The following is a 12,841-nucleotide window of genomic DNA, read 5'->3' as shown; positions in this document are numbered from 1 at the left end:
CGATCAGCGCACCCAGACGACACTGCATCCAGCGCCACCTTCACCCTGCTCGGCATCCAGCACACGCTCCACATAAGCCAGTGAAGCCAACCAGTCGCGCAAGCCGCGTTTCAGGCGACCGGTGCCGATTCCATGGATCACCCAGACAGGGCCATTCGCCCCCCGCAGCACCTCATCAACGGCAGCCTCAGCTTCATGCACACGCATGCCGCGTACATCAATCGTGTTGCGGGAGGTGCGCACCTCAGCAGCACCAGTGCCTCGGCGCGCCTTGATCTGAACCACCGGTGCCGGAGGTTCAGGTTTGCGTCCATCAAGACTCTCCACAGCTGAGAGATCAACGGTGCTGCGCATCACCCCGCAGCGCACGTTCAACTGCAAGCCATCGTCAGAAACAGCCAGCACCTCGGCAGCTTTGCCGAGTGCCAGAACACGGATGCGATCACCCACCTGAGGACGCCAGCCAACGTGCTGTCTTGTCTCCGGCTCGGGACGATGCCGATCCTGCAGCTTGCGTAGACGCTGACCTGCTTTCCGTGCCGTTTCACCATCGGCCTGATCATCACGGAGACGGCGGATCAGCTGACGCACTTCCTTCTGCCCTGAGCGAATGGAGGTCTCGAGACGCTGCCTACCACGCTCCTGCTGTTCGGCGGAGTGCTGTTTCTGCTTTTCCCATCGCTTCAGCAGCTCCTCATGCAGAAGTTCTGTGCGCGCCAGCAAAGCTGCAGCATCCTCGGCAGCCGACTGCTGTCGTTGACGCTGCTCCTCAAGACCACGGATCACCGTGTTGGCCTCACCGTCTCCGCGCGGAGAGAGAAGGCTTCGCGCCTGAGCGATCACCCCCTCATCGAGACCCAGCCTGGAGGCAATGGAAAGAGCATTGCTTCGCCCGGGAATTCCCCAGAGCAGGTGATAAGTGGGAGACAGTGTCTCACTGTCAAAAGCGACCGATGCGTTCTCGAAACGGGAGTCGCTGTATTTCAGGGCCTTGAGCTCACCGAAGTGGGTTGTGGCCACAGTGAGCCTGGCCCGGTCCGCCAGTGTGCGCAGCAATGCGGTGGCCAGAGCACTGCCTTCGCTGGGATCCGTTCCTGCTCCAACTTCATCCAGCAGTACCAGCGCCGGGGCGGGGCCGGTGCTGACGGCATCAAGGATGCGACCGATGCGCTTCACATGGCCGCTGAATGTGGAAAGGCTTTGCTGCAGCGACTGCTCATCGCCGATATCGGCAAGGACCTGGGCGCACCAAGGCAGAACTGGCTGCCGGGAGCAGGGAATCCAGAGCCCTGCACGCGCCATCAATGCTGCAAGGCCAAGACTCTTGAGCGTGACGGTTTTTCCGCCGGTGTTCGGCCCTGTGATCGCGACAACCCGCAGACCAGGCGAGACATCGACACTGACAGGAACAACGGATGGGCCCTGCTCTTTCCTCTCCTGCCAGACCAGCAGTGGATGTCGGAGATCCTGGAGGGTAAACGGTGCCTCACCAGACGCTTCAAGCCGTGGAGGTACGGCACCGAGCCACTGCCCATAACGACCTCTGGCCAAAGCCAGATCGAGCTGCAAAAGCACCAGCGTCAGCGCGAACAGTCCATCGATCTGCTCGGCAACAGCAGAGCTGAGATCGGCCAGAACGCGCCGCTCTTCCTCACGGATCCTGCCGTCGAGATCCGCCAGCCGATTGCCCAGATCAACCACTGACTTGGGCTCGACAAAGACTGTGCTCCCGGAGGCGGAACTGTCATGAACCATGCCTGGACACTGGCCACCGGCTCCCGCTTTCACGGCCAGCACAGGTCGTCCATGCCGTTCAGAGATCACCGTGTCCTGAAGGTGCACTGACCAGCGCCGGATCACATCCTGAAGTTTGTCGCGACGCCGTGAACGCATCTCCTGCCATTGCCGGCGCAATCCTTCAAGCACGGCACTGGCCCGATCCGCGACGCGACCACCCTCCTCAATGGCGAATTTGAGCTGCTGCTCCAGCTCGGGCAAGGTGGCCACATCCACGAGCAGGGCTGTGCAGACCGGCCTCAACTCAGGATCATCGATCTGTCGTCTCAGACGACGGGCCGCTCCAAGGGTGTCAGCGACCGTGAGCAGTTCCTCTCCGGAAGCGACACCGCCCTTGCTGCATCGCAGCAAGGTCATCTCGAGATCACCCACCCCACGGAAACTGAGACCCCCGTCGAGGAGACCATCCAGGCTTGCCATCTCCAGCGTTCTGGCCTGAAGGGTGATGCTTTCAGGCAGGGTATCGGGGAGTGAACCGAGACGACAGTGCCGGCGGCCCTGACGCGTGCTGGCAAAGCTGGAAAGATGTTGACAGAGGCGGGGCCACTCGAGCAGCTCCAGGGTTTCCTCGAGAGCAGACATCAATCGGACTGAGCGGCTCCGGGCTGATTGGTGGGGATTCCCCCTGGCGGCTCATAGAGCATCTCGAGCCAGTTGCCCTCGGGATCGCGCAGGTAGAACGAAGCCGTGCCGTCACGATGATCATGCACTCCGCCCACCGCGACACCTGAGGCCTTCAAGCGGTCATGCACCACATCCACCTCGCCGCGATCGCGGAAATGGAAGGCGAAATGAGGACCTGCAGCCTTGTATTTAGGCCCCAGCAAAGCCAGCCCGTCGCGGGAGTCACCGGCCTCGAGATAACACCAGTCGTCGGCTTCCCAGACCATGCGCATACCCAGAGCGGTGTAAAAACCAACAGCCCGATCCATATCGCTCACGCGAATGGCGACATGACCAAGGCGCTGGACCGCAGACATGTGGGCTCCCAGAGTGTGGGTCCATTCTGAAGGTGCCCGCCGCTGATCGAAGGCGGAATCATGAATTCGATCAAAACCCAGGCCTGAATCTCAATCTCTGAAACACGGGCTCATCCCTTTTTCAACCATTCAGCAGCATCACAGGCGTGATAAGTGAGGATCAGATCAGCCCCTGCTCTTTTGAAGCTGAGCAGCGTTTCGAGAACCACTGAGCGTTCATCAATCCATCCCCTTTCCGCCGCGGCTTTCACCATCGAATATTCGCCGCTGACGTTGTAAGCAGCGATGGGAAGCTCCGACTCCAAGCGCAAGCGATGGATGATGTCGAGATAGGCGAGACCTGGTTTCACCATCATGATGTCGGCGCCCTCCTGTTCATCGAGCTGAGCCTCGGTAATGGCCTCCCTGGCATTGGCAGGGTCCATCTGATAGGTGTCCTTGTTTTTCGGAATCGGTTTGCTGCCTGCAGAGCGGGGCGCTGAATCAAGAGCTTCCCGGAAAGGCCCGTAATAGGCCGAAGAATATTTGGCGGTGTAGCTGATCACCCCAACATGCTCGAAACCTTCGTCATCTAGCGCCTCGCGGATGGCGCCGACCCGACCATCCATCATGTCGCTGGGACCGATGAGATCAGCGCCGGCGCGGGCCTGCATCACGGCCTGCCTGCACAGTTGCTCAATGGTTTCATCGTTGAGCACAACACCTTGCTCGCTCACGATGCCGTCATGGCCATCGCAGGAATAAGGATCTAGAGCGACATCCGTCATCACCGCCATCTCAGGGATCTCCTGCTTCAGCTGGCGGATCGCACGCGGTATCAGACCGTTTTCGTTGAAACACTCTGCACCGTCCTCTGTTTTGAGACCTTCAGACACCTTCGGGAACAGCACCACACAGCGGATGCCGAGATCCCAGGCGCGCTTCACCTCCCCCGTGAGCTGATCGAGGCTCCAGCGACTTGCACCGGGCATGGCCCCGATCGGCTCGACTCCTGCGCCTTCATGCACAAACAAGGGGTAGATGAAATCTGCGGGAGAAAGACTTGTTTCACGAACCATGGCGCGCAGAGCCGGAGATCGGCGCAGGCGGCGCGGGCGGTAAGTGAGGTCCATCAGCAGGCCATGATCGAAGGAGGCGATCGTAAGCGTCGAAAGCCGACACCCACTCAGAGACGGGCGCTCTGGAACCAGTCTTGGCGTGGATCTTCTGTTCTGGAGTTGCGAAGCTGTTCCAGCAGCTTTCGTTGCTCATCGGACCAGTTGCTGGGCCACTGAACGTTGAGATTGAGCAGCAGATCACCACGACCTGACTTGAGAGGCCAGCCCTTGCCTTTCAGTCGCAGACTTCTTCCTGGAGCCGTGCCGGCAGGAATTAAGACCTCGGCCTCACCATCAGGCGTCATGACTTTCACCGTCCCACCGAGTGCCAGTTCATCGATCGACACGGGAAGTTCTCCTCGCAGCTGGTCACCCTCGAGGCGCCAGACAGGGTGAGTCAGCACCTCAAGGTTGAGATACAGATCTCCGCGGCGGCCGGTCCCAGGCTGAAGATTTCCCTTGCCTTTGAGCCGAAGCCTGGACCCTGTTCTGACACCTGCAGGAATTCTGACCTGGACTCTTTCGTCGTTCACGGACAGAGTCCGCTCCGCACCGCGGAAGGCCTCGGTAAAACTCACCTTCACGCTGGCTTCCGCGTCAAGATTGACGGTGGTTCTCGACGACCCACGCGGAAAGCCACCACCGGCAAACCCTCCACCTGGAAAACCTCCTCCAGGAAAACCTCCACCGGCGAATCCACCCGGCCCTCCTCCAAAGCCTCCAGCGGCAGGGCCGCCGAAACGACCTAGGAGATCGTTGATGAAATCGTCGAAGTTTCCGTAACGACCGAAATCAACTTCAAATCCCCCTGCACCAGGTCCTGAACCCGCAGCTCCAGCCTGGTTCCAGTACTGACCGAACTGTTCGTATCTGCGTCGCTTGTCAGGATCGGAAAGAACTTCATAGGCCTCGCTGACCTCCTTGAATTTAGCCTCAGCGCCGGCGTCACCTGGGTTCACATCAGGGTGGTATTGGCGAGCCAGCTTGCGAAAAGCCCGCTTGATCGCATCGGAATCAGCGCTTCTCTCAACCCCAAGCACTTTGAAGTAATCGCGGTATCCACTTCCGGCCATAGTGATCGGTGAGCTCCATGAGCTCCGGTTGGACACAGTGTCCCAGTTCCGTCCGGAGTTCGGCACCAATCAAGGGGGCCGGATGCCCGTACGTCGGAACACACGTACATTTCGCGCATGTACAAAGTTCTTCTGCTTGGCGCACTGAGCGGCCTCAGCGCTGTCTGCCTGGGATGCGAATCCGCCAAGGCAGACCCTGACCCCGGAGCTATCGCCGACTTCCTGAACCGGACCAAAGTCACGTATTACGGCTCATGGCGTTGTCCAGCCTGTCAGTACCAGGGGCGTCTTTTTGGTGAAGCAGCTGTACGTCTTCCCTACGTGGAATGCGGCAAACCCAAGGAACTGCCGATTCAGGCAGCTGCCTGCAAGCAGGCAAAAATCCAGGCTTATCCAACCTGGATCCTGCCCAACGGTGAACGAAGAGAAGGCGTTCTATCTCTCAAAGAGCTTGAAATCTGGTCGGGAATGACAGATAACCCCTGAGGCCATGACCACGAGAAGAGAGCCACTCATAAACGGCTTTCATTGGCGCCACTGGCGAGGAGATCTCACAGGTGGCGTCACTGCAGCTGTAGTGGCTCTGCCTCTGGCTCTGGCATTCGGCAATGCCGCACTGGGCCCCGGAGGCGCGATTTACGGTCTCTACGGAGCAATCATCACCGGCTTTCTTGCCGCCCTATTTGGCGGAACCCCTGCCCAGGTGACCGGCCCCACAGGCCCAATGAGTGTCACGGTTGCCGGTGTTGTCAGCAGCCTCGCCGCTGCGGGAATAAGCCGGGAGCTGAGTCAGCAGGACATGCTTTCCCTGGTGATGGCGGCGGTGGTTCTTGGTGGATTACTGCAGATCCTGATGGGGGTATTACGCCTGGGGCGATACATCACCCTGGTCCCCTATTCCGTGATCTCTGGGTTCATGTCAGGGATCGGAGTGATCATCATTGGCCTTCAGATTGGGCCACTTCTGGGAATCAGCAGTCAGGGAGGGGTGTTGCAATCACTGCAGATGGTGAGCACCAACTTCACGCCGAACCCTGGAGCGCTGATGGTCGGAATCGCAACACTTGTGGTGGTGTTCACAACTCCGAAACGTGTCACAAAGGTCATTCCCTCTCCATTACTTGGCCTCCTGTTGATCACACCACTTGCCCTGTGGATTTTTCCAGAGAACCTGCCCCGAATCGGTTCGATACCAGCAGGAGGACTGAGTTTGAACAGTCCGAACTGGAGAACCGACTTACCGCTACTGCTGCGAGCAGGCATGGTTCTCGCGGTGCTTGGGTCCATTGACTCTCTGCTGACTTCACTGGTTGCCGACAACATCAGCCAGAGTCGACATCTATCCAACAGAGAGCTGGTGGGTCAGGGCATAGCCAACAGCGTCTCTGGATTGTTCAGCGGTCTCCCAGGTGCAGGCGCAACGATGCGCACTGTGATCAATATCAGATCAGGTGGAAAAACACCACTCTCAGGAATGACACATTCCGTGGTGTTGTTGATTTTATTGCTTGGAGCCGGCCCGCTGGCTGAAGGGATTCCCACGGCTCTGCTCGCAGGAATTCTGATCAAAGTTGGGCTTGACATCATTGACTGGGGCTTTCTGCTTCGTGCCCACAGATTGTCATTCAAAACTGCCCTGGTGATGTGGGGAGTTCTGCTGATGACTGTGTTCTGGGACCTGATCGGAGCGGTCCTGGTAGGGATGTTCGTGGCCAACCTTTTAACCATTGAATCGTTGACCAACCATCAGCTCGGAAACATGAACACCGCGACTGGTCATCTAACAGAAAAAGAACAAAATTTACTGAAGTGCTGCGGCGACGATCTCCTCCTGTTCAGGATGAAAGGACCTTTGAGTTTCGGAGCTGCAAAGGGAATCAGCGAACGAATGATGCTGATAAAGCAGTACAGAATCCTGCTCCTGGACATCACTGAGGTTCCTCATCTCGGTATCACCGCAAGCCTTGCAATCGAGCGGATGTCAAACGAGGCAAAACGTCATCGTAGAACAGTAATTGTCACTGGCGCAAGTGGGAAAGTCAAACAACGACTTGCACAATTCGGAGTCATTCACCTGATCGACGACAGATTCGAAGCGTTAAAAGTGGCCTTAGAAAAAATCAACAAGGAATCTTGAGCAAAGCCATCCAATGACTTTTAAAAACCCGGCCTTGGAAATTTCATTTTATAAAAGCATTGAGTCCAGCAAGCTGAGCACCAATCCAACAGAATCAGATAAAGCAAAATCCTGATATCAAAAAATCGCAAAACTGCAAGGCTGAAGGCACTGGAAACGAAAGAAAAACTACAGGCCGGTTCCACCACAACCCAAGAATTAGCGTCCTATCAATAGATACGCTAAACCGTAAAACTCAAGCTAAAGACAACCATGACCAGGGATAGAGTCTTAGAAGCAAATAAGTGCAGACATGGCCCTTGCTGGCAAGCAGATTCTCGAGGCATTTATTGATCACATTGAATCTGACTCGCGCAAACGCAAGCAGTGGCTCACAAGGGTCCGAGAGGCAGGATTCGACCAGGCACTGTCCGAATATCGCGAAATGACAACACCACAAGAGATGCCGTTACAGATGAGACGCGAAGCGTGCTAAAAACTGCAGTGTCAACACAAAATGTTACAAACATGTAGCAAAAGTACGCCGCACAGTGTTCGATATAACGAAGCAGCGCGTCAAAAGCAGGAACAGTCTCGCTCTAAAGCAAGGATGATGACCTGGTTATCCAATTCCTATGGCTTTCACGATTTTCTTTGCAACATCAACAGGCAAAACGGAAGATATTGCCGATCGTCTGAAGGAACTCCTAGGGACTGATGCAAAAGACGTTGACAGCATCAGCGGTGTAGACGAATTGGTTTCAGCAGAAGCTCTTGTCTGCTGCATTCCAACCTGGAACACAGGAGCCGATGAAGCCCGCTCAGGCACTGCCTGGGATGATCTGATCACTGAAATTCCTAGTCAGGATTTTGCAGGTAAGCCTGTAGCGATTCTCGGACTTGGAGATTCTTCAGGTTATGGAGATTACTTCTGTGATGCTATGGAAGAGCTTTACAGTGCATTCCAGAAATCAGGCGCAAAACTGATTGGCAAAGTCTCTCCCGAGGGTTACACCTTCGACGAGTCAAAAAGTGTCGTTGATGGCAAATTCTGCGGACTTCCCATCGATGAAGACAATGAGTCTGAATTGACTGATCAAAGACTTTCAGCCTGGGTTGAGCAAATCAACTCTGAAGCCTGATCTGCTTTAAAACATCATTGATAGATAAAGCGCCCTCCGGCGCTTTTTTTTTGCATACAGAAGGAGCAGATATCGTTAACGGTGAACCCAATCAACTCTAATTTCTTTCCGTTGGTTCAGGAACTTGTCAATTGACATTGCAGCTATACATCCATCTGAACAGGCAACCACCGCTTGCTTGAAAGGAGTATTCCGAATATCACCAATAGCCCAAACACCGTCTAAATCAGTCATCATATCGTCATTGACTTGAACACCACCTTCTTCAGTTAAGGGAATTTGACCATGCAGGTAATCAGTGATCGGTAAGCTACCAGAGGAATAAACAAAAACACCATTCACATCCAAACTTGAATCCTCCTGACTTCCAGATTCTTGGACTTTGACAGATGTGACACCCGAATCATCACCCTCAACCGAAGTCAGACGAGTACGCTTCCAATGCTGGACATTCGGTGCAGATTGAAGTTGAGAAAGACCATTAGAATTTGTATTAGGCTTGCTATTGGTGATCCAATGCACGGTCGAGGCAAACTTTGTCAAAACAAGAGCTTCATCGATAGCTTCTTGATTGGATCCATAAACAGCAACCTGCTGATTTTTATAAAAAGCACCATCACAAGTTGCACAGTAACTAACACCGCGCCCCAAGAACTCATCTTCTCCAGGCAATGTTGAGGTCCGCCCCATTGCGCCAGTAGCCAAAACAAGAGTTTTTCCTTTAAAAGTACCTTCAGGTGTATACACAGTCTTTTGGGATTCAGATAAATCTATGCCATATACTTGAACTTGTTTATATTCAGCACCATAACTGATTGCTTGATCTCTCATTGTTTTCAGTAGATCTGCACCAGACGTGTCCGCAGGAACACCTGGATAATTCGCAATTTTATGAGTAATTGCAAGCGCACCAACAGCTGGATTCTTATCCAAAATGTAAGTTTTTAGTGATGAGCGAGCTGTGTAGAGAGCACACGCACAGCCGGCAGGACCTCCTCCAACAATAATCACATCGGCTTCAAAGATATCTGACATGATCAACTCCGAACGAAGGACATGAAATCAAAACAATTGACTTCCCTGTCAATCCATGAACCAGGAATCATTTGCAGGAATGCGGTGATTAAATCTGCCACTTGTTGAGATTGATCAAAGTGGAAAAAATGACGCCCTGACTTCATACAAACATAACGATCTCCAGATTTTAGCGTTTTGGACCAGCGGTCGCGCGCATTGATATCAATAACAAAATCATGCTCGCCATTTAAGACAAATGTGGGGACAACAGATAAAGACAAATTGTCTACATATTGGCTGTTAATTATTGAACCTTGATTGAATTCAGTGTCTAGACATTTTGCCAGCAGACACGACAACGCTTCAACAGTACGAGAGCTGTCTGTGTTGAAGAGTGACGAGGACAAATGTCTCAAAATAGATTGCCTTGATGACGGCAACTGGCTCCTCAATCCCAGATAGTGGGAGGACCAGTGGTTGGCAGAAAGGGTATCCACCGATATCAATGTAAGAGATTTTACCAGGGTGGGGTACTTTTCTGCAAAAAGACCAGCAATAGTGCCACTGAGCCCATGACCTATCAGATGGTATCTCTCTGAAGACGCCTGAAGGGTCTGTCTCAGCAGCTCGTGAATTGTGCCAACAGTACAGGACTCATCGAGATCGTGCTGAAAAGACCAACGTTGCACAACAAACGTACGACTCAATGATTGAGCTACTCGCTGATTGAGACAATGCAAGGTCGGCTGCAAATCGATCCAGAGGACCTTGTCTTGAGACATATGTTGCACCATTTCAATTATTTTGAAATAGCGCGGAACCCGAAGTAAATCACAACGAACAAGGCGTTGTATAATATAGCTTCGGACTTGGTGAGTGATCTACTGATCACAAAGGATCAGTCACCAGGATTGACCCTTGCATAATTCTTTTTTTTAAATGCTTGATGAGTTTCCGATCACCCTGATCAGCGGATTCTTCAAGACAGACCAACGATTGATAGGCGCTATCAGTGATGGAACCCGAGCAGGTTGTCGCAAGGTATAGGTCTACAATCCTTGACTCATTAGAGAAAAATTCCGATCGAGCACTAATCAAAACAATAGCTCTCAATTATTAAGCAAAAATAAACGAATCACACACAACAACCCAGTATAAAAAGCATCGTTGTAGCGTTCCATGCAAAACAACGCTGCTGCTGGAGCTCAGCAGAAACAGATGACTGATCAGTGAGCTGATCTATGAACATCTTGCCTTTAACGAGATTGAACTGAAAGGGTCTAGCAGTTTGCTTTGATCCTTGGGGAAGCAGTACAAGTGGGGGTATGGCAATCGAAGTATGAGGACTGCGACTGCATAGCAACGATCTAATGACATTAAAAAAGCCCCTGGAGAAGGGGCTTTGGTTGATTAAAGAACAAAGATAAAATCAGTTGATTTTTGCTTTATCCATAGACTCGAATGCATTAACAACACTCTTGAAATTGAAACCCATTCCTCTCAAAGCATGCCAGAGATGACCCTGGAGGAAGAAGAATGCGAGATAGAAATGGGTGTTTGCAAGCCATGCACGCGCTGTGTGTGCATCACCAGGAAGAGTTGAGGTGTCTGTGAAATAAGGAGAGAAAGCAAAATTAAGCTTCAGAGGAGCACCATACAATTCAACTGGATAAATAGTTGTATTTTGTGCACACCAGATGGCGGTCACAAAACCCATCAATGCGATGCCAGCAAGTGAGTAAGAAAGGATCGACTCACCATTGTAAATAAGGACTTTTTTGAACGGACCAAAAGGTGAACTGATGATATGCCAAACACCTCCAAAGGTGAGGATGAACGCCAAAACAGCATGGCCACCCATTACATCTTCAAGACTGCTGATTGTCAGGAAGTTTGTTTGATAACCCCAAACCATTCCCAGGTCGATATTAGGCTCAACAGTACGAACAGCCCCGATAGAAGCATCATAAATACCGTGAACACGAGCCCACTCAACGAATGCGATGACGCCCACGCCAAGGAAGATCAGGTGATGGCCAAGGATGAAAGTCAACTTTTTGGGATCGTCCCAACTGAAATCAAACTTTTTCGCCCGTCCTGTTGCCTCTGAAAGATCCTTGGGAGCTCTCAGTGTGTGCCAGATGCCTGCAGCACCAAGTACGGCTGAAGAAACCAGGTGAGTTGCAGCGACCACGATCAAGGGCTGTTGGTCAATGATGACTCCACCATCCCCAACACCGAGACCTAAACCAGCAAGGTGAGGAATCAAAATCAGACCCTGCTCACCCATCGGAAGGGAGCCGTCGTATCGAGCGAGTTCAAAAAGAGTAAATGCTCCGGCCCAGAACATGATGAGACCGGCATGTGCAGCATGCGCAGCGATGAAAGAGCCGGAGCGCTTCGCTACTCCAGAATTTCCCGCCCACCAGTCATAAGTGACTGATGAATTTCCATACGATTGCATTGGGAAAATGAAAGGCAATCACAACTTAAGTACCAATCAATTTGCTCCAATCATCCGTTAACAATAGTTTTCAAGCTGAAATTTTATGAGACGATCAAAATTTTCTTTTTTAACCCATGCATGTAGCGGATGACAGGGGCATTGCTGAAGCGCCATGAATGGTGGCCAAATCTTCTAAAAGGTAAATTTTACTTGGAAGGATACGAGGCTTGATGATATACAAAACAGATGCTCAGCAATTGTCAGGGCTGGCAAAATCAAAACTGAATCGAAATCCGCACGATACTGTCGACAACAACCTCAGTTCAAGCCAAACAAATCAGCCTTATCGAATGGGCTACAGCACATCCAGGTAGCCCTCGCGTGCTGTGAAAGCGACTACGGTAAACTTCTTCTGAAATCAATAAAAATAAGGATGAGAAGCAGAAAATCGCAAGAGGTTCTGGAGCGACTTTACTGAAGTAAAAAAACACATCTTAAACCGCACAAGCGCGATTTAAAACCTCAACTATTAATCAAACTGAAGATAACAATCGAATTTTACTACTCAGCCATGTTGAAATATTCAAAATCTACCAAGGGTGCAATCATTACTAACAGTCAATCACGCCGCTAAAGCGGATAATTAATTGTTTGATGCTCAACATATCAGTGAGTTCCTCAAATCAGATCTCAAGACGATTAGGGCCTAGCGAAGGCTGGCGTAGCAAACGTGTGAGAATTGCAATGGCCTTGAGACAACAAGGATGGACTTATCAAACGATTTCAGAGCACTTATTTGTGTCTCCAAAATCAATTATGCGAGATATAAAATGTTTTGTCATTAATCCACGAAATCTTCCTCGTCCATAAAAACAATACGAACCATCAAAAGACAAAACTCGAATAATCTATATCAGCTTTTTTGCGAATTGACTTAACAAAATTTTATATAGTAGATTGTGGAGCTGTCAGCCCGACAGCTCCACAATCATGATGCCGGTGCCCACCTGCATCTTACTCAAAACAGATGAATCTGAATGAGCAGCGATTATCCAAGTCGCAATTCAATTGTGAACGAGGGGTCGTCCAAGCGCGCTTCATTTGCGACAAAACAGTGGATCATCGAGTCAAATCTAGAACCTTGAATGCTACAAGCATGGTGGTCAACGAAAA

10 protein-coding genes are annotated in these 12,841 nt (G+C 51.7%); 3 read left to right on the top strand and 7 right to left on the bottom strand.

What is annotated here, in order from left to right:
* Positions 1-3: 3 nt before the first annotated feature.
* From SIB83_RS09785 to SIB83_RS09770, 4 genes are all read right to left on the bottom strand, one after another.
* A complete protein-coding gene (locus SIB83_RS09785; RefSeq protein WP_413745701.1) occupies positions 4-2,379 on the bottom strand; it encodes an endonuclease MutS2 in 2,376 nt (791 codons plus the stop codon).
* Positions 2,379-2,777 (bottom strand): VOC family protein, encoded by a 399-nt coding sequence (locus SIB83_RS09780; protein WP_413405446.1) that lies wholly within the window; start codon positions 2,775-2,777, stop codon positions 2,379-2,381. The genes SIB83_RS09785 and SIB83_RS09780 overlap by 1 nt, the downstream gene beginning before the upstream one ends.
* A 110-nt stretch (positions 2,778-2,887) precedes the next feature.
* The gene (hemB, locus tag SIB83_RS09775) at positions 2,888-3,889 is read right to left on the bottom strand and encodes a porphobilinogen synthase (protein WP_413405445.1); all 1,002 of its coding nucleotides are present in this window, start codon (positions 3,887-3,889) and stop codon (positions 2,888-2,890) included.
* Positions 3,890-3,942: 53 nt separating this feature from the next.
* Positions 3,943-4,947 (bottom strand): DnaJ C-terminal domain-containing protein, encoded by a 1,005-nt coding sequence (locus SIB83_RS09770; RefSeq protein WP_413747350.1) that lies wholly within the window; start codon positions 4,945-4,947, stop codon positions 3,943-3,945.
* A gap of 117 nt (positions 4,948-5,064) precedes the next feature.
* Here SIB83_RS09770 and SIB83_RS09765 point away from each other — a divergent pair, with 117 nt between their 5' ends.
* The 3 genes from SIB83_RS09765 to fldA all read left to right on the top strand — a co-directional run bounded on the left by SIB83_RS09765 (position 5,065) and on the right by fldA (position 8,205).
* Positions 5,065-5,433 (top strand): hypothetical protein, encoded by a 369-nt coding sequence (locus SIB83_RS09765; RefSeq protein ID WP_413745700.1) that lies wholly within the window; start codon positions 5,065-5,067, stop codon positions 5,431-5,433.
* 4 nt (positions 5,434-5,437) lie between these two features.
* Positions 5,438-7,084: a SulP family inorganic anion transporter gene (locus SIB83_RS09760; RefSeq protein WP_413745699.1), complete on the top strand. Its 1,647-nt coding sequence runs from the start codon at positions 5,438-5,440 to the stop codon at positions 7,082-7,084.
* A gap of 614 nt (positions 7,085-7,698) precedes the next feature.
* Positions 7,699-8,205, top strand: a complete 507-nt coding sequence (gene fldA, locus SIB83_RS09755; RefSeq protein ID WP_413745698.1) for a flavodoxin FldA — start codon at positions 7,699-7,701, stop codon at positions 8,203-8,205.
* Positions 8,206-8,280: 75 nt separating this feature from the next.
* Here fldA and SIB83_RS09750 read toward each other — a convergent pair whose 3' ends face one another.
* The 3 genes from SIB83_RS09750 to SIB83_RS09740 form a co-directional block, all read right to left on the bottom strand.
* Positions 8,281-9,240, bottom strand: coding sequence for an NAD(P)/FAD-dependent oxidoreductase (locus tag SIB83_RS09750; protein ID WP_413745697.1), 960 nt, complete (start codon positions 9,238-9,240; stop codon positions 8,281-8,283).
* 2 nt (positions 9,241-9,242) lie between these two features.
* Entirely contained in the window at positions 9,243-10,004 is a 762-nt protein-coding gene (locus tag SIB83_RS09745) for an alpha/beta fold hydrolase (RefSeq protein ID WP_413745696.1), read from the bottom strand.
* A gap of 647 nt (positions 10,005-10,651) precedes the next feature.
* Entirely contained in the window at positions 10,652-11,686 is a 1,035-nt protein-coding gene (locus SIB83_RS09740; RefSeq protein ID WP_413745695.1) for a chlorophyll a/b binding light-harvesting protein, read from the bottom strand.
* Positions 11,687-12,841 lie beyond the last annotated feature (1,155 nt).

This window comes from Synechococcus sp. MIT S9507, assembly GCF_047304715.1.
GTDB lineage: Bacteria > Cyanobacteriota > Cyanobacteriia > PCC-6307 > Cyanobiaceae > Synechococcus_C.
This window is presented reverse-complemented; position numbering and strand designations above follow the sequence as displayed.

What these genes read in the sequence shown, in the direction of transcription:
- SIB83_RS09780 (WP_413405446.1), bottom strand. Translation starts at nt 2,777, where the DNA reads ATGTCTGCGGTCCAGCGCCTTGGTCATGTCGCCATTCGCGTGAGCGAT.
- SIB83_RS09785 (WP_413745701.1), bottom strand. Translation starts at nt 2,379, where the DNA reads ATGTCTGCTCTCGAGGAAACCCTGGAGCTGCTCGAGTGGCCCCGCCTC.
- SIB83_RS09750 (WP_413745697.1), bottom strand. Translation starts at nt 9,240, where the DNA reads ATGTCAGATATCTTTGAAGCCGATGTGATTATTGTTGGAGGAGGTCCT.
- SIB83_RS09765 (WP_413745700.1), top strand. Translation starts at nt 5,065, where the DNA reads ATGTACAAAGTTCTTCTGCTTGGCGCACTGAGCGGCCTCAGCGCTGTC.
- SIB83_RS09760 (WP_413745699.1), top strand. Translation starts at nt 5,438, where the DNA reads ATGACCACGAGAAGAGAGCCACTCATAAACGGCTTTCATTGGCGCCAC.
- hemB (WP_413405445.1), bottom strand. Translation starts at nt 3,889, where the DNA reads ATGGACCTCACTTACCGCCCGCGCCGCCTGCGCCGATCTCCGGCTCTG.
- SIB83_RS09740 (WP_413745695.1), bottom strand. Translation starts at nt 11,686, where the DNA reads ATGCAATCGTATGGAAATTCATCAGTCACTTATGACTGGTGGGCGGGA.
- fldA (WP_413745698.1), top strand. Translation starts at nt 7,699, where the DNA reads ATGGCTTTCACGATTTTCTTTGCAACATCAACAGGCAAAACGGAAGAT.
- SIB83_RS09745 (WP_413745696.1), bottom strand. Translation starts at nt 10,004, where the DNA reads ATGTCTCAAGACAAGGTCCTCTGGATCGATTTGCAGCCGACCTTGCAT.
- SIB83_RS09770 (WP_413747350.1), bottom strand. Translation starts at nt 4,947, where the DNA reads ATGGCCGGAAGTGGATACCGCGATTACTTCAAAGTGCTTGGGGTTGAG.